17 protein-coding genes and 1 pseudogene are annotated in these 18,634 nt (G+C 72.2%); 14 read left to right on the plus strand and 4 right to left on the minus strand.

The features are described 5' to 3' along the window. Positions 1 to 79 precede the first annotated feature (79 nt). Complete coding sequence (locus ACZ4N5_RS32865) at positions 80 to 865, plus strand: SGNH/GDSL hydrolase family protein (RefSeq protein ID WP_467760669.1); 786 nt, start codon at positions 80 to 82, stop codon at positions 863 to 865. 593 nt (positions 866 to 1,458) lie between these two features. On the opposite strand, the gene ACZ4N5_RS32870 is transcribed toward ACZ4N5_RS32865, so the two are convergent. The 4 genes from ACZ4N5_RS32870 to ACZ4N5_RS32885 form a co-directional block, all read right to left on the minus strand. Further along, a complete protein-coding gene (locus ACZ4N5_RS32870; RefSeq protein ID WP_467760670.1) occupies positions 1,459 to 2,079 on the minus strand; it encodes a TetR/AcrR family transcriptional regulator in 621 nt (206 codons plus the stop codon). 169 nt (positions 2,080 to 2,248) lie between these two features. Beyond that, positions 2,249 to 2,668, minus strand: coding sequence for a hypothetical protein (locus ACZ4N5_RS32875; protein WP_467760671.1), 420 nt, complete (start codon positions 2,666 to 2,668; stop codon positions 2,249 to 2,251). A 195-nt stretch (positions 2,669 to 2,863) separates the two neighbouring features. Continuing rightward, entirely contained in the window at positions 2,864 to 4,042 is a 1,179-nt protein-coding gene (locus ACZ4N5_RS32880) for a Glu/Leu/Phe/Val dehydrogenase dimerization domain-containing protein (RefSeq protein ID WP_467760672.1), read from the minus strand. Further along, a complete protein-coding gene (locus ACZ4N5_RS32885; RefSeq protein ID WP_467760673.1) occupies positions 4,039 to 5,661 on the minus strand; it encodes a 5-guanidino-2-oxopentanoate decarboxylase in 1,623 nt (540 codons plus the stop codon). The genes ACZ4N5_RS32880 and ACZ4N5_RS32885 overlap by 4 nt, the downstream gene beginning before the upstream one ends. Positions 5,662 to 6,207: 546 nt before the next feature. Here ACZ4N5_RS32885 and ACZ4N5_RS32890 point away from each other — a divergent pair. The 13 genes and pseudogenes from ACZ4N5_RS32890 (at position 6,208) to ACZ4N5_RS32950 (ending at position 18,587) form a co-directional block, all read left to right on the plus strand. Continuing rightward, a complete protein-coding gene (locus tag ACZ4N5_RS32890; RefSeq protein ID WP_467760674.1) occupies positions 6,208 to 7,428 on the plus strand; it encodes an MBL fold metallo-hydrolase in 1,221 nt (406 codons plus the stop codon). Between the two features lie 348 nt (positions 7,429 to 7,776). After that, complete coding sequence (locus ACZ4N5_RS32895) at positions 7,777 to 9,837, plus strand: sensor histidine kinase (protein WP_467760675.1); 2,061 nt, start codon at positions 7,777 to 7,779, stop codon at positions 9,835 to 9,837. Positions 9,838 to 9,899: 62 nt separating this feature from the next. Further along, positions 9,900 to 10,334, plus strand: coding sequence for a roadblock/LC7 domain-containing protein (locus ACZ4N5_RS32900; protein WP_467760676.1), 435 nt, complete (start codon positions 9,900 to 9,902; stop codon positions 10,332 to 10,334). 2 nt (positions 10,335 to 10,336) lie between these two features. Next, positions 10,337 to 10,708, plus strand: coding sequence for a DUF742 domain-containing protein (locus tag ACZ4N5_RS32905; protein ID WP_355853829.1), 372 nt, complete (start codon positions 10,337 to 10,339; stop codon positions 10,706 to 10,708). After that, positions 10,686 to 11,285, plus strand: coding sequence for a GTP-binding protein (locus tag ACZ4N5_RS32910; protein WP_467760677.1), 600 nt, complete (start codon positions 10,686 to 10,688; stop codon positions 11,283 to 11,285). Before ACZ4N5_RS32905 ends, ACZ4N5_RS32910 begins: the two co-directional genes overlap by 23 nt. Continuing rightward, the gene (locus ACZ4N5_RS32915) at positions 11,282 to 11,869 is read left to right on the plus strand and encodes a GAF domain-containing protein (RefSeq protein ID WP_467760678.1); all 588 of its coding nucleotides are present in this window, start codon (positions 11,282 to 11,284) and stop codon (positions 11,867 to 11,869) included. The genes ACZ4N5_RS32910 and ACZ4N5_RS32915 overlap by 4 nt, the downstream gene beginning before the upstream one ends. 336 nt (positions 11,870 to 12,205) lie before the next feature. Then, a complete protein-coding gene (gene tdh, locus ACZ4N5_RS32920) occupies positions 12,206 to 13,234 on the plus strand; it encodes an L-threonine 3-dehydrogenase (protein WP_467760679.1) in 1,029 nt (342 codons plus the stop codon). A gap of 19 nt (positions 13,235 to 13,253) precedes the next feature. Then, a complete protein-coding gene (locus ACZ4N5_RS32925) occupies positions 13,254 to 14,447 on the plus strand; it encodes a glycine C-acetyltransferase (RefSeq protein ID WP_467760715.1) in 1,194 nt (397 codons plus the stop codon). A gap of 79 nt (positions 14,448 to 14,526) precedes the next feature. Then, positions 14,527 to 15,432 (plus strand): LysR family transcriptional regulator, encoded by a 906-nt coding sequence (locus tag ACZ4N5_RS32930; protein ID WP_467760680.1) that lies wholly within the window; start codon positions 14,527 to 14,529, stop codon positions 15,430 to 15,432. Between the two features lie 101 nt (positions 15,433 to 15,533). Beyond that, positions 15,534 to 16,106 (plus strand): helix-turn-helix domain-containing protein, encoded by a 573-nt coding sequence (locus ACZ4N5_RS32935; protein ID WP_467760681.1) that lies wholly within the window; start codon positions 15,534 to 15,536, stop codon positions 16,104 to 16,106. After that, the gene (locus tag ACZ4N5_RS32940) at positions 16,106 to 16,639 is read left to right on the plus strand and encodes a GNAT family N-acetyltransferase (RefSeq protein WP_467760716.1); all 534 of its coding nucleotides are present in this window, start codon (positions 16,106 to 16,108) and stop codon (positions 16,637 to 16,639) included. Before ACZ4N5_RS32935 ends, ACZ4N5_RS32940 begins: the two co-directional genes overlap by 1 nt. A gap of 62 nt (positions 16,640 to 16,701) precedes the next feature. Beyond that, positions 16,702 to 17,061, plus strand: coding sequence for an MmcQ/YjbR family DNA-binding protein (locus ACZ4N5_RS32945; protein ID WP_467760682.1), 360 nt, complete (start codon positions 16,702 to 16,704; stop codon positions 17,059 to 17,061). A gap of 272 nt (positions 17,062 to 17,333) precedes the next feature. Further along, a pseudogene (locus tag ACZ4N5_RS32950) lies at positions 17,334 to 18,587 on the plus strand (MFS transporter). The last annotated feature ends 47 nt before the right edge of the window (positions 18,588 to 18,634 follow it).

An 18,634-nucleotide genomic window follows, 5' to 3' on the forward strand; every position in this document is an offset into this window, starting at 1 on the left:
CCCTACGGTCGCGTAGCTCACATCCGAAGGTGAATCATGGGTCGATGTGGCAGACGATTCGAAGAGTGACAACAGATCAGTGATCGGGTCGTACGTGGCGGTGGGGGACAGCTTCACCGAGGGCGTCGGCGACCCTGGGCCCGACGGGGCGTTCGTCGGTTGGGCCGACCGGTTCGCGGTACTTCTCGCCGACCGGCGACCCGAGGGCGATTTCAACTACACCAATCTCGCGGTGCGCGGCAAACTGCTCGACCAGATCGTCGAGTCCCAGCTCCAGAGGGCCAAGGAACTCGGCCCGGACCTGGTCTCGTTCTGCGCGGGCGGCAACGACATCATCCGCCCCGGCACCGACCCCGACGAGGTCGCGGAGCGCTTCGAGCGTGCGATCGTCGACCTCACCTCCGCCGTCGGCACCGTCATGGTGACGACCGGCTTCGACACCCGCGGCGTCCCCGTGCTCAAGCATCTGCGCGGCAAGATCGCCACCTACAACGGACATGTGCGGGCCGTCGCGGACCGCTACGGCTGTCCCGTCCTCGACCTCTGGTCCCTGAAGACGATCCAGGACCGCCGCGCCTGGGACGGAGACCGGCTGCACCTGTCGCCCGAGGGGCACACCCGGGTGGCGCTCCGTGCCGGACAGGTACTCGGTCTCGATGTGCCCGCCGACCCGGACCAGCCCTGGCCGCCCCTTCCGCCGCGCGGCACGCTCGAAATGCGCCGCGACAACATCCAGTGGGCCCGCGAATATCTGGTCCCGTGGATCGGACGGCGGCTGCGCGGGGAGTCCTCGGGCGATCACGTGGCGGCCAAGGGGACCCTGTCACCGGACGACATCAAGCTGCGCATCGAGTCGGTGGCCTGAGACGGGACCGCTCCGGTCACGCGGCCACGGGATCATGGGTTCCCGGGATCACGGGCCACCCTGGTCACGTGGCCACGGGACCAGCCCGGTCAAGGCACCACGGCCCACTCCGGTCGCGGCGTCACGGGCAGCGCGGGTCCGGGCCGGCGCGACCGGCCGGGATCCGTGCCGCGTCCGGGGCGGTCCGGGCTCGACCGGTGAGGTGACAGCGCGGGAGTGGCGCGGGGCGGAGCACGGCCGACGCTGCCGGGACGGCCGCGAACCGCCCCGAGTCCCGTGGGGCGGGTCCCGAAGGATCTCCAGGGAGCCCCCGTATGCCCGTCCGTCAGCCTTCCACCGCGCCCGCCGGTTCGCGCCGTACGCCGTCTGCGGGCGGCAGGTCCGCGCGCACGTTTGTCGCTCGATCGAGGCCCCGGCATTCGTCCGCAGCGCGCGCCGTTTCCCTCCGGGCCTCCGCCGTGCTCGCCGTGACGCTGCTCGCCCTCACCCTTCCGCAGACCCCCTCCGCGTCCGCGCTCGCGAGGCGTGCCCGACAACGCGGCGGGGTGCGGTGCCGGGCGCCGCGGGCCCGGCGGGAACGGTTCAGACGGGCCCTAGCGCACTGCCGCCATCAACGCCTCGCGCTCAAGGCCCAGTTCACGGGCGAGGGCCTCGTCGGCCCACTCCTGGGTCCGCGCCCGTGACACGGCTCCCGAGTACGCCGTCATCTGGACGGCCAGTCCGTCCAGCAGCGCCGTCAGCCTGAGGGCCGCCGTCGTGGGGTCCGGGCACCGGAACTCGCCCGCGGCCACGCCCTCCGCGATCACCTCGGTCATCGCGGCCTTCCACTGCCTGTCGAGATCGCGGGTGACCTCGCGCAGCGCGGGCTCGCGCAGGGCGACCGCCCAGCCCTCGATCCACAGGCGCCAGCCCTTCGCCTGCCCCGTCGGGGCGTACCAGCGCACGGCGGCCCGAAGGCGTCGCAGTGCCGTCGTACGGCGGCCGAGCAGCTTGCGCAGATGGGCGAGATCGTCCTCGGCCGCGTACGTGAACGCGGCGGCGACCAGCTTCTCCTTGGTCGAGAAGTGGTACAGCACCAGCGCGTTGCTCACGCCGAGGGACGAGGCCACGTCGGCGATCCGTACCGCCGCCACGCCCCGCGCCTCGATCTGTTCGACGGCGGCCCGCAGCAACTCCTCACGCCGCTCCGCCACGCTCAACCGCACTCTCGCCACGCGGCAACCCTACACAGCCCTTTGAGGACGGGCCCGACAGGAGTTGACGCCTCCCTCGGCGCCGCGCCCTGCGCGCCCCGGCGAGAGACGGCCGGGCCGCCCGGCCGACACCTGTTCGGCCTACGGGGCCGACCGGCTCCCATCGGCTCCCGTCGGCCGTCGGTCGCCGTCAGTCGACGAACTGATAGTCGGCCTTGATGCGACCGTCCTCGTCCAGGACGAGGAACTCCAGCCCGCCGCCCGAGATCTGTCCGTCCCCGATGTGGAAGGACTCCCAGCGGAACGTGATCACGTCGTTCAGCCGGCGGGCGGACTCCTGGATCCGGAAGCCGTACGTCCCAGGAGCCACGAACTCCTCGTAGGCACGCGTCACGCGCGCGTGCAGCTCGTCGTGGCCCCTTGCCTCCAGTACAGCGGTGCCGAAGCCGAGGGACACGGCCCTGTCGTGCATCTCCTGCGGCGGGCGCAGGAGATGGACACCGTCCTCCGCCCACAGCTCGTGCACGGTCTTGCGACGGATCTCGGGGTCGGGTTCGTTCCAGACGCCGATGTAGCGCTCGATCAGGTCCTGCGCGTCGATGGCGGACATGCTGCTCCTCGTGCGGGTCGGTGCGCGCTTCCGCGCGGGTTCCTCTGACGACACCGACTCTGCTTCGACCCGGCCCGCGCCTCAATTCCCGCCAGGGAATCGCCGTCATCGGGGCGGACGCACCGCGTGGCCGAGCGGCGGCCCGGCACCGACCCGGCGAGTTCGCGGTGGCGGGCGGTCAGCGGCTCCGGTCCCTCACCGGTACCACCCGAACCGCTCCGCGATGACCGGCAGCCGGTCGGTGACGATGGCGTGGGCGGCGGCCCGCGGCGTCGTGCCGTCGGCCTCCGCGCGCGCGAGGGTCCGGTCGATCAGGGCGCGCATGGAGCGCCGGGTGTGGGCGAAGGCCTCGTCCGCGTCGGCGCCGATGTCGCCGAACAGGGTCCACCACCACCAGGCGTTCGTGCCGGAGTTGACCACGACGTCCGGCAGGACGGTGACCCCGCGCGCGGCGAGCAGCAGCTCCGCGTCCGCCAGGACGGGCATGTTGGCCGCCTCGACGATCCAACGGGCCCTGATCCCTCGCTGGTTCGCCGTGTCGATCGCGTACGAGACCGCGGCGGGCACCAGCACCTCGACGTCGGCGGACAGCCAGGCGTCACCGGGGAGTTCACGGTCGGCGTGGCGCAGCACCGCGCGGTCGACCGTCCCGTACGCGTCCCGTGCCCCGAGCAGTGCCTCGATGTCGAGGCCGTCCGGGTTCGCGATGGTTCCCTTGACGTCGGCGACGGCCACGACCTTGAGCCCCGCGCGCACGAGGAAGCGCGCCGTGGCCCCGCCCATGGTGCCGAGTCCCTGCACGGCGACGCGCGTTCCCGCGTACTCCACCCCGGCCCGGTCCAGGGCGGCGAGCACCGATTCGGCGACGCCGCAGCCGCCGACCAGTTCGTCGAGGCCGATGCCGTCCACCTCGACCGCGAAGGCGTCCGCGAGCCGTTTCCGGGCCGCCGTCTCGTCGTCGAGCAACGGGTACACGGCCTGGATGGACGAGACGAGCCCGGCCTCCTCGGCGGCCCGGTCGAGCAGGTCCTGGCTGAGCCCGAGATCCTCGCCGGTGGTCCAGAAGGCCTCGATGTAGGGGCGCATGGCGCGCAGATAACGCACCAGCAGGCCGTACGCCGCCGGGTCCTGGGGATCGCAGTCGATACCGCCCTTGGCGCCGCCCAGCGGGATGTAACGGCCCTCGGGGTTGTAGTGCAGGGCCTCCTTCATGGTCATGCCACGGGCGAGCCCGGCGACCTCCTCCAGCGTGCAGCCGGGCCGCATCCGCAGACCACCGCTGGAGACGCCGCGCACGAGCCGGTCGACGACGAGGTAGCCCGGGCGGCCGGTGACATGGTCCGTCCAGGTGAGCGTCATCAGGGGGGCGGTCATCGGGTCTCCTCGGGGATGGCGATCAAGGTGGGGCCGGGGGTGCGCAGTGCCTTGGTGAGCGCGGCGGTCAGCTCGTCCGGGCTGTACGCGTGCGTGCCCTGTCCTCCGTAGGCGCGGGCCAGGGCGGGCAGGTCGACCGGAGCGAGGTCGACGGCCGTGGGGGTGTCGCCCCGGGCGGCCATCTCGTCGCGGATCTCCCCGTAACCGCCGTTGTCGAACACCACGACGGGCAGCGGGAGACCGAGCTGTGCCGCGGTCGCCAGTTCCTGCACCGTGAACTGGAGGCCGCCGTCCCCGCTGAGCGCCACCACCTGGCGGTCGGGGAATGCCGCCTTGGCACCGATCGCCGCGGGCAGCGCGTAGCCGAGCGTGCCGAAGCCGGTCGGGTGAAGATAGCGGCCCCCGGGGCCCAGCGGGAGGTGGGGGAGCGCTCCGTAGTAGCAGCACTGGGCGCTGTCCGAGGTGATCACGGCGTCGTCGGCTAGGACGGAACGGAGGGCCCGCAGGTACGGGATCCAGCGGGCGTCGCGCCCGGCGGTCTCGGCGTTGCGCGCGGCCCGCAGGGCTTCGGCACGCCGGACGGGGTCCGCGTCCGCCCCGAGCGCGTGACGGCGCACACAGCCCGGCGTCTCGACGGCGGCGAGCAGGGCTGTCAGGGCGAGCCGCGCGTCGCCGACGACGGCGATGTCCGCGGGGAGGCCCGCGTACATCTGGTCCGGATCCAGGTCCACGCGGATCAGCGTGCCGTTCAGGGCGGGCGGCGCGGACCACAGGTCGGACTCGGCGAGTTCGGTGCCGACGGCGAGCACGGCGTCGCGTTCCGTGAGCCAGTTCTGGACCGAGGGGCTGTGCAGGGACACGCCGAGGGACAGCGGGTGGGTCTCGGGGACGATCCCCTTGCCGTTGGCCGTGGTGACGACGGGAGCGCCCAGCTCCTCGGCGAGGGCGAGGCCCGGGGCGGCCGCGCCGCGTGCTCCGCCGCCGAGCACGAGCGCCGGACGGCGTGCCGTGAGCAGGGCTTCGGCGGCCCGCTCCACGGCCGCCGTGGCCGGGGCGGGGGGAACGGCAGGAGGAGCGAGGCGGACGGGGCCGGTCTCCTCGGCGGCCTCCAGCAGATCGAGGGGGATCTCGATGTGCGCGGGGCGCGGGCGACGGGTGCGGAACAGCGTGAAGGCGCGTGCCACCGCCGCGTCGATCTCCGCGACCGAGGACACGCGATGGCTGAACGCGGCCACGCCCCGCAGGGCCTCCGTCTGGCTGCGCGTCTCGTGCAGCAGACCGGTGGCGAGCCGCGGATGGCGCAGTGGCATCCCGGGGGAGACGACGAGCAGCGGCACGCTGTCCGAGTACGCCTGGCCGACGGCCGCCGCCGCGTTCAGCAGGGCGGGTCCGGTCGTCGTGATCACGACACCCGGGTGCCGGGTCACGCGCGCGTAGCCGTCGGCGGCGTATCCGGCGCCCTGCTCGTGGCGCGTCAGGACGTGCCGGATGCCGTACGCGGACAGGTGGCGGTAGATCTCCAGGTTGTGCGTTCCGGGGATGCCGAAGACCCGGGTCACGGCGTGGCCGCACAGGGCACGGACGAGGGCCTCGCCGCCGGTGAGCGCCCCGGCCGTCACAGGTACCGCGCGAGGTCGCGCCGCACGATGTCCGAGGCGCCCTCGGTCGTCGCCGGTGCGGCGGGGAGGTCGGACACGGTGTCTCCAGGGGTGGACGGGCCGGCGCGGCCCTCGGGCCACCGGGACGATTGCCGGTCTACTGAATCACGAGTCAGTATCGGAAGGGGTGCCGGGGGATGTCAACGCACTGGATCGATCGACAGCAGAGGTGTCGACAGCGGAGGTGCCGCGGGCGCCCGAGCGTGACAGTCGCGAGCGGGACGGTCCCGAGCGCGACGGTCCGAGCGCGACAGTACGGAAGAGCGCGGGTCCGCTCGGTGAACCCGGGCCGTACCGGACGTGCTCGCACCGCGACCGGTCACCGCGGCCATCCGGGGGCGCGGTGGCGCCCAGAACGTTGCCCTCACCCGGAAGAAGCGCGGGCGCGCCGGGGTTGAGCACATACAGACCCAGGGCCACGGACATCGCTTTGTGACCGGGGCGACCCGGCGCTGTCAGAGGCGACGACGATAATGAAAGCCTGACCGACTCCATCTGGAGGTATCCGTGACCGGTTTCCGTACGTTGAGCTCCGGGCTCCGCGCGCTGCGGCCCGCCGCCTTCGGCGCGGATCCGGGCGGTGCGCGCATGCAGCGCATCCGCAATTCGCCGAACTTCGCGGACGGTGTCTTCCAGAACCCAGAGACCGCCCGCACCCGCCCCGACGGATCGATGCTGGAGTTCGCGAAGGTCTACTTCCGCAGCGAGGAGCGCGCCCACCGCTCCCCGGTCGGGACGGTGCCGGTGCACGCGACGACGCTCGCCGACTTGGCCAGGCCCGCCCCGACCGGCCTGCGGCTCACCTGGATGGGGCACTCCAGCGTTCTCGCCGAGATCGACGGCCACCGTGTGCTGTTCGACCCGGTCTGGGGTGAGCGCTGTTCTCCATTCGCCTTCGCCGGTCCCAAGCGACTGCACCCCGTGCCCCTGCCGCTGGCCGCGCTCGGCCCGGTCGACGTCGTGGTGATCTCGCACGACCACTACGACCACCTCGACATGCCCACGATCAAGGCGCTGGCCGGCACGGACACGGTGTTCGCGGTGCCGCTCGGCGTCGGAGCCCATCTGGAGCACTGGGGTGTCTCGGTGGACCGGATCCGCGAGCTGGACTGGCAGGAGTCGACCAAGGTCGGCGGGATCACCCTGACGGCGACTCCGGCGCGCCATTTCTGCGGTCGCGGTCTGCGCAACATCCAGCACACCCTCTGGGCCTCCTGGGTCGCCGAAGGGGACACGCACCGGATCTACCACAGCGGCGACACGGGCTATTTCCAGGGCTTCAAGGACATCGGCGCCGCGCACGGCCCGTTCGACGCCACGATGATCCAGATCGGCGCGTACAGCGACTTCTGGCCCGACATCCACATGACGCCCCAGGAGGGGATGCGCTCCCACCTCGACCTCCAGGGCGGGGAGCCCTCCGGAGTGATGCTGCCGATCCACTGGGGGACGTTCAACCTCTCCACCCACGCGTGGTCCGACCCGGGCGAGGGCACACTGGCCGCCGCCCGCGCGGTCGGAGCGCGCGTCGCGCTGCCCCGCCCCGGCGAGCCCTTCGAGCCGACGGCCGAGACCGTCCCCTCCGAGCCGTGGTGGCGTGGTGTGGCCCGTACGCCGAAGGGGGGCTGGCCGGTCGTCGAGGAGACCGTCGCCGCCGATACGCCGGGTGACGTCGCCGACAGCTCGACGGAGGGCACCGGAGAGCCCGAAACGGTGTCTGCGGGCTGATCAACGGATCTACGGCGAGGGCCGAGGAGCGCAATGCTCCTCGGCCCTCGCCGTTTGCTTGTGACCGCTTCTGACCAGCTCTGATCGGGTCCAGGGTTCGATGTGAACGTGTGTCCGACGGGGTTATCGGTCAGCCGTGCGACGCCTCATACCAGAGCGGGACGCTGCCTGGGGGAGTTTGTCAACAGCCCACCGCACATGATGCGTTGGCGACTACTGTCAGTTGCCGACGGGCGACGCAGGGCCGATTTTTTCGGCTCTCTCGACCGGCACCGCGATGGCACACGCCCGAGTCGCGCAGACCCGCGGGAGCCCCGTGCCCCCGACGCATCCAGTACGAGGACGCCGATGTCTCACCTTCGCGCACCGGCCGCACGCGCAGACCGCCGTGAGGGCGGGCGGCACGGACGACCGGTCGCCCGTGCCACCGCTTCGCTGCCCGAGAGGCACCTGCGGCCCCAGCTGCTGCGCCTCGCGGTCCTGCCACCGACCGCGGTGGCCCTCAGCGCGTGCGCCGCCGTACTGTTCACCGTCCGCTCCACCGGCGCCCGGCCCGGCCCGGTCCTGTGGGCCGTCCTCGCCGGGGCGGTGGGCGTCGCCCTGGCCGGCATCCTGATCGCCGCCGTGGCCGCCGATCGCGCCGCCACGTCCGTACGGGAACGCATAGGAGCCCTGCGCCGCACCAGCGCCCGCACCGAGACCGATCTTCGCGCCGTCGTCGAGGGGCTGCGCCGCGGCGAGGACCCGCCCGCGCGCAAGACGCGCCGCCGTCCTCCCGCGGACGCCGACGACTTCGAACTGCTCGCCGCGGACATCTCCCGTGCCCACGACGGAGCCGTCGCGGCCGTCGTGCAGGCCTCGCAGCTCTCCAGCCACGCGGGCAGCGAGCAGAAGGTCGAGGTCTTCGTCAATCTGGCCCGGCGTCTGCAGTCCCTCGTGCACCGCGAGATCTCCATCCTCGACGAGCTGGAGAACGAGATCGAGGACCCGGACCTCCTCAAGGGGCTCTTCCACGTCGACCACCTGGCCACCCGCATCAGACGCCACGCCGAGAACCTGGCCGTGCTCGGCTGCGCCGTCTCGCGCCGTCAGTGGAGCAACCCCGTCTCCATGACCGAAGTGCTGCGCTCCGCGATCGCCGAGGTCGAGCAGTACTCGCGGGTCAAGCTGGTGCCCCCGATCGAGGGCACCCTGCGCGGCCACGCGGTCGCCGACGTCATCCATCTGCTCGCCGAACTCGTGGAGAACGCCACGGTGTTCTCCGCCCCGCACACCCAAGTGCTGCTGCGGGTCGACCTCGTCACCTCGGGGCTGGCCATCGAGGTGGAGGACCGCGGGCTCGGCATGCAGGCCGCCGAACAGGACAGGATGAACGCCCTGCTCGCCGACCCCGACCAGGTCAATGTCGCCGGTCTGCTCCAGGACGGGCGCATCGGTCTGTTCGTTGTCTCGCAGCTCGCCCGTCGGCACGGCATCCACGTACGGCTCCAGAGCAACATCTACGGCGGTGTCCAGGCCGTGCTCGTGCTCCCGCAGGGGCTGTTGGGCTCAAGGCCGGGAGCCCTCGACGACGGGGACGTGACGCAGGCGCCGCCGCACGAGACGAACGGGGGGCACCGGCCGGCCATCGGACCCGGGCCCACGCAGTCGGCGCCGGGCCAGGTTCCGGCCCTTCCCGGGGGCCGCATGGTGGCCCCGGTCCCTCGGCAGTCGCCGCGGGAGCCGGCCAGGGGGGAGCAGACGTCTCCGCGGGTCGCGCCGGTCGCGGGTCGCGGCGGTGCCACTCTGCTTCCTGTGCGCGGCGCACGTGCGGAGCGGCCCAATCCGGCCGAAGCCGTACCCGGCATCCGCCCCGAGGACCGGCTCGCCGCGGCCGAGAACGCGGCCGTGCCGCCGACACCCCGCACCGGCGTCGTGCGCGGCACCATGGAAAGGCCCCACCTGCCCAAGCGGCGCGCTCAGGAGCACATCGTCCCCCAGCTGCGCGAAGGACCCGCACCCCGCCCCGACACGGAGTATCTCGTCGGGCACGACCCGGGTCTCATGGCGGCGTTCCAGCGCGGGATCGGGCTCGCGGAGGCCGCCGACGCGGATCGGGCGGGCCGGGAGCAGTCGGAGCCGTCCCGCAGGGTGTCGCCGACGGCCGAGTCGGCCGCCCCTGCGTCGTTCCCGGACCGGGCGCGCCTGGAAGCACAGCGCAGGGACGGCGTGGTCCGGGCCCACGGTGAGCTGTCCATGGGCACCCCTGCCGGCGGCGGCGCCCCCCTGGACGTACCCCTGAAGGACGGCACGACGGCCCACCCGGGCGAGGCGCGCACGACGCACGCACAGGCGCCGCAGGGGGCCCGCGACACCGCGGCCGGACACGACCGCACCATCCGGCACGACGGGAGCGCACCGGCCGGATGACCACCCCCACACCCACCCCCACCGCTCCCGCAGACCTTCGTACCTCAAGGAGTCGATCCCCCATGGCGAGCGATGCGCCGACCGGCCACGTATCCGATCTCGACTGGCTGATGAGCGGCCTCGTCCAGCGCGTACCGCACACCACGAGCGCGGTGCTGCTCTCCTGCGACGGGCTCGTGAAGTCGGTCCACGGCCTCGACCCGGACAGCGCCGACCACATGGCGGCGCTGGCCTCCGGCCTCTACTCCCTCGGACGCAGCGCGGGCGTGCGCTTCGGGGACGGCGGCGACGTGCGCCAGGTCGTCGTCGAACTCGACTCGACCCTGCTGTTCGTCTCCACGGCCGGCTCAGGAACCTGTCTCGCCGTGCTCGCGGGCCGCGAGGCCGACGCGGCCGTGCTCGGCTACGAGATGGCGATGCTGGTCAAGAGCGTCCGGCCCTACCTGGTTACCGCGCCCCGGCAGCACACCGTCGAACCCTCGGCGATGAGGTCTTGAGCGTGGCCGCGGCCGGCGACGGGCCCTGGCTCGATGACGCGGCGGGACGCCTGGTGCGCCCCTACACCGTCAGCAACGGCCGGACCCGGCCGACGACCGCGCTCGACCTCCTCTCCCAGGTCATGGCCACCGGAGCCACGCCCCTCGGCTACCTCGGCCCCGAGCACGGCCAGGCGCTCGAACGCTGCCGGGCACCCGTCTCGGTCGCGGAGGTCGCCGCCCATCTGAAGCTGCCGGCGGCGGTCACCAAGGTGCTGCTGTCCGACCTCGTCGACTGCGGGGCGCTCACCACGAAGCCCCCGGAGTTCCACCACAACCCCACTGACCGGTCTCTTCTGGAGGCAGTGCTCGATGGATTACGACGACAACTCTGACCCCTTCCCCACCGCACTGAAGATCTTGGTGGCGGGAGGGTTCGGGGTCGGCAAGACAACGTTCGTCGGCGCGGTGAGCGAGATCGCGCCGCTCAGTACGGAGGAGCTGCTGACCACGGTCAGCGCCGCGACCGACAGGCTCGACGGCATCGAGAACAAGGTCGAGACGACCGTCGCGATGGACTTCGGCCGCATAACCCTGGATCCGGAACATGTGCTCTATCTGTTCGGCACACCCGGGCAGGAGCGGTTCTGGTTCATGTGGGACGAGCTCTCCGAAGGCGCACTCGGCGCGGTGATCCTCGCCGACACGCGACGCCTGGAGGACTGCTTCGCGGCCGTCGACTTCTTCGAGCAGCGCGGTCTCGCGTTCATCGTCGCGGTCAACGAGTTCGACGGCTCGTTCCGCTACGACCCGGCCGAGGTGCGCGCGGCCATCGACCTCGGCCCCGAGATCCCCGTCGTGTGCTGCGACGCCCGGATCTCCAGCTCGGGAGTGCAGACCCTGCTCAGCCTGGTCCGGCACCTCCTCGCCCACGCGCCGGCCCACTCCCCGAGCCACGGAGCCCGTACATGACCTACGACCCGCCTCGGCCGGCCGGTCGTCTGCTGCTCACACCGGAGGACAAGGACGCTCCGGCCCGGGTGCGACGGCTCCGCCGGCTGGGTCTCGGTGAGCGCTCCGAGCCCGGCTTCGACGCCTTCGCGGACCGCCTTGCGGAGGTCGCCGCGGCGCCCTATTCGATGGTCAACTTCATCGACGAGTCGCAGCAGTTCTTCGCGGGCCTGCACACCCCGGACGGTGGCGGCAGGGGCACCGACCTCGCCGCGAAGGCGGACCGCAGCGCGCTCGAACCGGGCCGCTACATGGCCCGGGACCACGGCTTCTGCCCTCATGTGGTGGTGCGCCGCAAGGCGCTCGTCCTGGAGGACGTCTGCGACTACCCGCGCTTCGCCGGGAATCCGGTCGTCGACGAGTTCGGCGTCCGTTCCTACCTCGGTGCCCCGCTGATCGACCGGAGCGGCATCGCCCTCGGCACGATCTGTGTCGTGGACGTCGAGCCGCGCCCGTGGGGAAGAGCGGGCCTGGAGACCATCAAGTCGATGGCGGCCGAGCTGGTCGGGCAGCTCGAACGGCGGGAGGAAGTCCACGGCATCTGACGATGTGCCGGGACGCGGGAGACCGGCCTTGCCTCGCCGGGAACCCACCCTTGATGTATGTGATGCGCCCCCACGGGACGGGTGTCATACATGTCCACGTAGTCACCTCCGATCCCGAAGTCCCCCTCTTGGGCCACTCCGGCGGTCCGACATCCGACCCCGGGCAGGGCTAGGGAGAACTGGGGTGTGAAGGAAAGCTGGGGCCGCGCTTAAGAAATCCTCGATGGACCAGGGGCACCGTCGTACGGCAGATTCCTGGGTGAATTCACCCCTCTCCCCGGTGCGGGCCTCCTTCGGCGTGCCGTTTCCCGGGATCTCACGCACAGGAGCCGTCGAGTGAAGGCGCTGGTCAAGGAGAAGGCGGAGCCCGGACTCTGGCTCACGGACGTTCCGGAGCCCCAGGCCGGCCCCGGTGAGGTACTGATCAAGGTCCTCAGGACCGGGATCTGCGGCACCGACCTGCACATCCGCAACTGGGACGGCTGGGCGCAGCAGGCCATCAAGACGCCGCTCGTCCTCGGCCACGAGTTCGTCGGCGAGGTCGTCGAGACCGGCCGCGACGTCGCCGACATCACCATCGGCGACCGCGTCAGCGGCGAGGGCCACCTGGTCTGCGGCAAGTGCCGCAACTGTCTCGCCGGGCGGCGTCACCTCTGCCGTGCCACCGTCGGCCTCGGCGTCGGCCGCGACGGCGCGTTCGCCGAGTACGTCGTGCTGCCCGCCCAGAACGTGTGGGTGCACCGGGTCCCGGTCGACCTCGATGTCGCCGCGATCTTCGACCCGTTCGGCAACGCCGTGCACACCGCGCTGTCCTTCCCGCTGGTCGGCGAGGACGTCCTGATCACCGGCGCCGGCCCGATCGGCCTGATGGCCGCCGCGGTGGCGCGCCACGCGGGCGCCCGCAACGTCGTCATCACCGACGTGAGCGAGGAGCGCCTGGAACTGGCCCGCAAGATCGGTGTCAGCCTCGCCCTCAACGTCGGAGGCTCGACGATCGCCGACGGGCAGCGCACGCTCGGCCTGCGCGAGGGCTTCGACATCGGCCTGGAGATGTCCGGCCGCCCCGAGGCGATGCGCGACATGATCGCCAACATGACCCACGGCGGGCGGATCGCGATGCTGGGCCTGCCGTCCCAGGAGTTCCCGGTCGACTGGTCCCGGATCGTCACCTCGATGATCACGATCAAGGGCATCTACGGCCGCGAGATGTTCGAGACGTGGTACGCGATGTCGGTCCTCCTGGAGAGCGGCCTCGACCTCTCGCCCGTGATCACCGGCCGTTACGGATTCCGGGACTACGAGGAAGCGTTCGACGACGCGGCCGGCGGCCGTGGCGGCAAGGTCATTCTCGACTGGACCCTCTGAGGACTCTAAGGAACTGATGATGTTCGACTCCGTGCGCGACGACCTCCGCACCACCCTCGACGAGATCCGCGCCGCCGGGCTGCACAAGCCCGAGCGGGTCATCGGCACCCCGCAGTCCGCGACCGTGAGCGTCACCGCGGGCGGCCGCCCCGGTGAGGTCCTCAACTTCTGCGCGAACAACTACCTCGGTCTGGCCGACCACCCCGAGGTCGTCGCCGCCGCCCACGCGGCGCTCGACCGCTGGGGTTACGGCATGGCCTCCGTGCGCTTCATCTGCGGTACGCAGGAGGTGCACAAGGAGCTGGAGGCGCGGCTGTCCGCGTTCCTCGGCCAGGAGGACACGATCCTCTACTCCTCCTGCTTCGACGCCAACGGCGGAGTCTTCGAGACCCTCCTCGGCGCCGAGGACGCGGTCATCTCCGACGCGCTCAACCACGCCTCGATCATCGACGGCATCCGGCTGTCCAAGGCGCGCCGCTTCCGGTACGCCAACCGTGACATGGCCGATCTGGAGGCCCAGCTCAAGGAGGCCTCCGACGCGCGCCGCCGCCTGATCGTCACCGACGGCGTTTTCTCGATGGACGGCTATGTCGCTCCCCTGAAGGAGATCTGCGACCTCGCCGACCGTTACGACGCGATGGTCATGGTCGACGACTCGCACGCCGTGGGCTTCGTCGGCCCCGGCGGCCGTGGCACCCCCGAGCTGCACGGGGTCATGGACCGCGTCGACATCATCACCGGCACCCTCGGCAAGGCCCTCGGCGGCGCCTCCGGCGGTTACGTCGCGGCCCGCGCCGAGATCGTCGCCCTGCTGCGCCAGCGGTCCCGGCCGTACCTCTTCTCGAACACGCTCGCCCCGGTGATCGCCGCGGCCTCGCTGAAGGTCCTCGACCTGCTGGAGTCGGCCGACGACCTGCGTGTCCGGCTCGCGGAGAACACGGCGCTGTTCCGCTCCCGGATGACCGCGGAGGGCTTCGACATCCTCCCCGGCGACCACGCGATCGCCCCCGTCATGATCGGTGACGCGTCCGTCGCCGGCCGGATGGCGGAGCTGCTCCTGGAGCGCGGCGTGTACGTGATCGGCTTCTCCTACCCGGTCGTCCCGCAGGGCGCGGCCCGTATCCGCGTACAGCTGTCCGCGGGACACTCCACCGAGGACGTGAACCGGGCCGTGGACGCCTTCGTGGCGGCGCGGGCGGAACTCGACGCCTGACGGCGTGTGCGCCCCCGCGCCGGGGGCGCACACCGGACTGATGGCCGGAAAACGCGTGTGACCTGAGAGAATCGGTCGCATGATCGAAGCGCGGCGGCTCCACATCCTCCGTGCGGTGGCCGACCACCGCACGGTGACGGCGGCAGCCGCCGCGCTCTATCTCACGCCCTCGGCGGTCTCGCAGCAGTTGACCGCCCTGGAGCAGGAGACGGGCCACCGGCTCGTCGAGCGCGGCGCCAAGGGCGTACGGCTGACGCCCGCGGGCGAGATCCTGCTCGGCCACACCAACGCCGTCCTCGCGCAACTGGAGCGCGCGGAGGCCGAGTTGGCCGCGTACAGCTCGGGCTCGGCCGGTACGGTCACGGTGGCCTCCTTCGCGACCGGCATCGGTCTGGTCGTGGCCCCCGCCCTGGCCCGCCTCGCCGTCACCTCGCCCGGCATCCTCGTCCGCGTACAGGACGCCGAGGGCGACGCCAGCCTGCCGATGGTGCTCGACCGGCAGGTCGACATCGCGGTGGCCGTCGAGTACCGGGGCGCCCCGGACGCGGACGACCCGCGGCTGACGCACGTCCCGCTCTACGCCGAGCCCTTCGACGCGGTCGTCCCCGTCTCCCATCGCCTGGCCGACGCCGAGGAGGTGCCGCTCGCGGAGCTGGCCAAGGACCCGTGGATCGGCCCGTACCCGGGCAACCCCTGCCATGACGTGGTCGTCCTGGCCTGCGAGAACGCCGGATTCCAGCCGCGGCTCGAACACTCCTCGGACGACTTCCGTGCCGTTGTCGCCCTCGCCTCCGCCGACGCGGGCGTCGCCCTGGTGCCGCGTTCGGCGCTGCGCGGCATGGAGCTCACGGGTGTGGTCGTCCGCCCCGTCGACGGCATCGCGCCCACCCGCCGCGTCTTCGCCGCCGTGCGCCGTGGCGCGGAGGGCCATCCGCTGATCCGGCCCGCTCTGGAGGCGCTGACGCGGGCGGCCACGGACGACTGAGCCCGTCGAGCCTGTCGAGTCCGTCCGTCGAGCAGCGCGTCGAACCCGGCGGACCGTCGGCGCTTTCCCCTGTTTCCCTAATATGGGATATCCTCCCGGATATGGGAATCGACGGTGATGGCGAGGTCGACGTCCGGCTCGGGGCGCGACTGGCCGAACTGAGGGCCGAACGGGGCTGGACCCTGGGCGAGTTGGCGGAGCGCAGCGGGATCAGCAGATCGACCCTCTCCCGTGCGGAGCGCGCCGAGATCAGCCCCACGGCCTCCCTCCTGAACCGCCTCTGCCATGTGTACGGGCGGACGATGTCGCACTTGCTCAGCGAGGTCGAACGGGGATCCGCGCTCCTGGTCCGCGCCGCCGACCAGACGGTCTGGACGGACCGGGCCTCCGGATTCGTCCGGCGATCGGTGTCGCCGCCGCACCCCGGACTGCGCGGCGAACTGGTCGAGGGACGGCTCACGGCCGGCGCGGACATCGCGTACGACAGGCCCCCCGTGCCCGGCCTCGAACAGCACATCTGGGTTCTCGACGGAAGGCTCGACGTGACAGCCCAGGACGTCGAGCACCACCTCGACGCCGGCGACTGCCTCCGGTTGCGGGTGTGGGGGCCGACGCGTTTCCACTGCCCCGGTCCCGCGGACGTGCGGTACGCGCTGGCGGTGGTCCTGCCGTGATCACCGTCACGCGCCTGACCCCGGCCGAACTCCACGCCGAATCCGATGAGTTGGCGGATCTGCTCACCGACACCGTAGACGGCGGCGCCTCGATCGGATTCCTCGCCCCGCTCTCCCACGGCGAGGCCGTCGCCTGGTGGCGCGAGCGCGGGGACGCGGTCTCGGCCGGCCACCACATGGTCTGGGCGGCCCGCGCCGACGGCCGGCTGCTCGGCACCGTCGCCCTCTCCTTCCCGGACAAGCCCAACAGCCGCCACCGCGCCGAACTCGTCAAGCTGATGGTCCACCGCGACGGCCGCGGCCAGGGTGTGGGCCGTACGCTCCTCGCCACCGCGGAGACGGCGGCGGCCGCCGCCGGAATCACCCTCCTCCACCTGGACACCGAGACCGGCAGCCCCGCCGAGTCGCTGTACCTGTCGGCGGGCTGGACCCGGATCGGCGCGATTCCGGACTACGCGGCGGCGCCGTCGGGCGAACTGCGGCCGACGACGATCTTCTACAAGCGGCTCGGAGCGCACGCGGACGGCGCCTGACGTCGTACTTCCCCGGGGCCTTCGCCGCGTCGATGTCAGTGGCATTGGCTAGCGTGCGTCTCATGCCGGATGCAGAAGACGTACGACGTATCGCCCTTTCCCTGCCGGACGCGACGGAGAAGATCGCCTGGAGCATGCCCACCTTCCGGGTCGCGGGAAAGATGTTCGCCACGCTGCCCGAGGCGGAGACCTCCATCGCCGTGCGCTGCCCGAAGGAGGAGCGCGACGAACTGGTCCTGGCCGAGCCCAGGAAGTTCTGGATCGCCGACCACGAGGCCGGCTTCGCCTGGGTCCGCGCCCGGCTCGCCGCCCTGGAGGACGACGACGAACTCCGCGCCATCCTCGCCGACTCCTGGCGCCAGGCGGCCCCGCCCCGACTCGTCGACGCCCACCCCGAGTTGGGCCTGCCGTCCGCCGACTGAAACGGCCTCTGCGCCGCCGATGCCCCGTGGCATGATCCGAATCGGGAGTGATCCGGGCACGGACGCGACCCGAAGCGGGAACGAAGCGTGGGACGGGCGGCTTCGTGGGGGAGCCGCCAGGGGCAGGGGGAGGGGCACGAGCGGGATGACCATGACGTCTTCGGGCCAGGAGCCGCAGGACGGGGTGCCGTGCGAGGGACCGGGCCCGGGCCGGACCCGGAGCGGTCCGCTCGACGAACGGCTGCCGGCCCGTCTGGTCACGGGACTTCGCCCTGTTCTTCGTCGCGCGGGCCCTCGCCCGGCTCGGCGAGACCATGCTGCCGGTGGCGCTCGCCGCGGGACTGCTGCGGTACGGGGTCGGAGCCGTCGGCCTCGCCATGGCCGCCTCCGCCGCCCCCTTCGCCGCCCTGGTCGTGTTCGGCGGAGTGATCGCCGACCGGTTCAGCACCCGCCGACTGATGATCGGCGCCGACCTCGTACGGCTCGTGGCCCAGTCGATCGCCGCCGCCCTCTTCTTCGCCGGCCATGTGGTCCTCTGGCAGGTCTGCGTGATCGGCGCGGTCAACGGCGTGGCCGGCGCCGTCTTCCAGCCCGGCGTCGCCAGCACCGTGCCGCGCCTGGCCGCCGACATCCAGGGAGCCAACGGCGCCATCCGGATCGCCGAGTCCGCCGCCCAGCTCGCCGGCCCCGCCCTCGCGGGGCTGCTGGTCGCGTTCGCCTCCGCCGGAGGGGTCTTCGTGGCCCACGCCGGCACCTTCGCGCTGAGCGCCCTGTGCCTGCTCCTGCTCCGTCTGCCCCCGGCCGCCCCCGGAAGCCGCCCCCACGGCGCCGGCTTCAGGGCCGATCTCGTCGAGGGCTGGCGAGAGTTCAGATCCCGTACGTGGCTGTGGGCGTCATCGTCATCTGGTGCGTCTACATGATCTCCGTCTGGGGCCCGACCGTTCCCCTGGTGGCGACCGAGGTGGTGCGGGCGCACGGCCCGCGCCTACGGCCTGATCAACTCCGCCCTCGGCGCGGGCACGGTCATCGGCGGGCTCGTCGCACTGCGCCTGCGTCCGCGCCGCATGCTGCGCGCCGGATCCTTCGCGCTCCTGGCGTTCGCCTGCTTCCCCGCGTCCGTGGAGGCGGGGTTCGGTGTGGCGGCCATCTCCGGGTGCGCCGTGATCGCCGGAGCGGGCATCTCGCTCTGGGGCGTGATGTGGGCGACGAGTGTGCAGACGCAGGTCGCACCCGACGTCCTCAACCGCATCCACGCCTACGACGTCGCGGGCTCCCTGGCGATGATGCCCGTCGGCCAGGCACTCGCGGGGCCCGCCGCCGCGGCCCTCGGCGCCGACGACGTCCTGCTCGTGGCCGGCGTTATGTCCCTCGTCGTCTGCGTGGCCCTGCTCTCGGTGCCCGCGATCCGGGACCTCGTACGGGTCGACGGCCCCGTCTCCCGGTCGCCGGACGGGACCCCGGTACCGCTCGAACACGCCGTTCGGCCGTCCGGCCCGCGCGAAACGGGTGCGCGACCACCGGCGTGAGTGCGGTATTGTTTCCGTGCGCGTCCAGCCAGGGGAAACCCCAGGTC

Source organism: Streptomyces sp. NPDC026500, from assembly GCF_055567635.1.

Bases quoted from the DNA above. Each gene is read 5' to 3' on its own strand.
- ACZ4N5_RS32875 (WP_467760671.1), bottom strand. From the start codon at position 2,668: ATGTCCGCCATCGACGCGCAGGACCTGATCGAGCGCTACATCGGCGTC.
- ACZ4N5_RS32880 (WP_467760672.1), bottom strand. From the start codon at position 4,042: ATGACCGCCCCCCTGATGACGCTCACCTGGACGGACCATGTCACCGGC.
- ACZ4N5_RS32895 (WP_467760675.1), top strand. From the start codon at position 7,777: ATGTCTCACCTTCGCGCACCGGCCGCACGCGCAGACCGCCGTGAGGGC.
- ACZ4N5_RS32900 (WP_467760676.1), top strand. From the start codon at position 9,900: ATGGCGAGCGATGCGCCGACCGGCCACGTATCCGATCTCGACTGGCTG.
- ACZ4N5_RS32910 (WP_467760677.1), top strand. From the start codon at position 10,686: ATGGATTACGACGACAACTCTGACCCCTTCCCCACCGCACTGAAGATC.
- ACZ4N5_RS32915 (WP_467760678.1), top strand. From the start codon at position 11,282: ATGACCTACGACCCGCCTCGGCCGGCCGGTCGTCTGCTGCTCACACCG.
- ACZ4N5_RS32925 (WP_467760715.1), top strand. From the start codon at position 13,254: ATGTTCGACTCCGTGCGCGACGACCTCCGCACCACCCTCGACGAGATC.
- ACZ4N5_RS32930 (WP_467760680.1), top strand. From the start codon at position 14,527: ATGATCGAAGCGCGGCGGCTCCACATCCTCCGTGCGGTGGCCGACCAC.
- ACZ4N5_RS32935 (WP_467760681.1), top strand. From the start codon at position 15,534: ATGGGAATCGACGGTGATGGCGAGGTCGACGTCCGGCTCGGGGCGCGA.
- ACZ4N5_RS32945 (WP_467760682.1), top strand. From the start codon at position 16,702: ATGCCGGATGCAGAAGACGTACGACGTATCGCCCTTTCCCTGCCGGAC.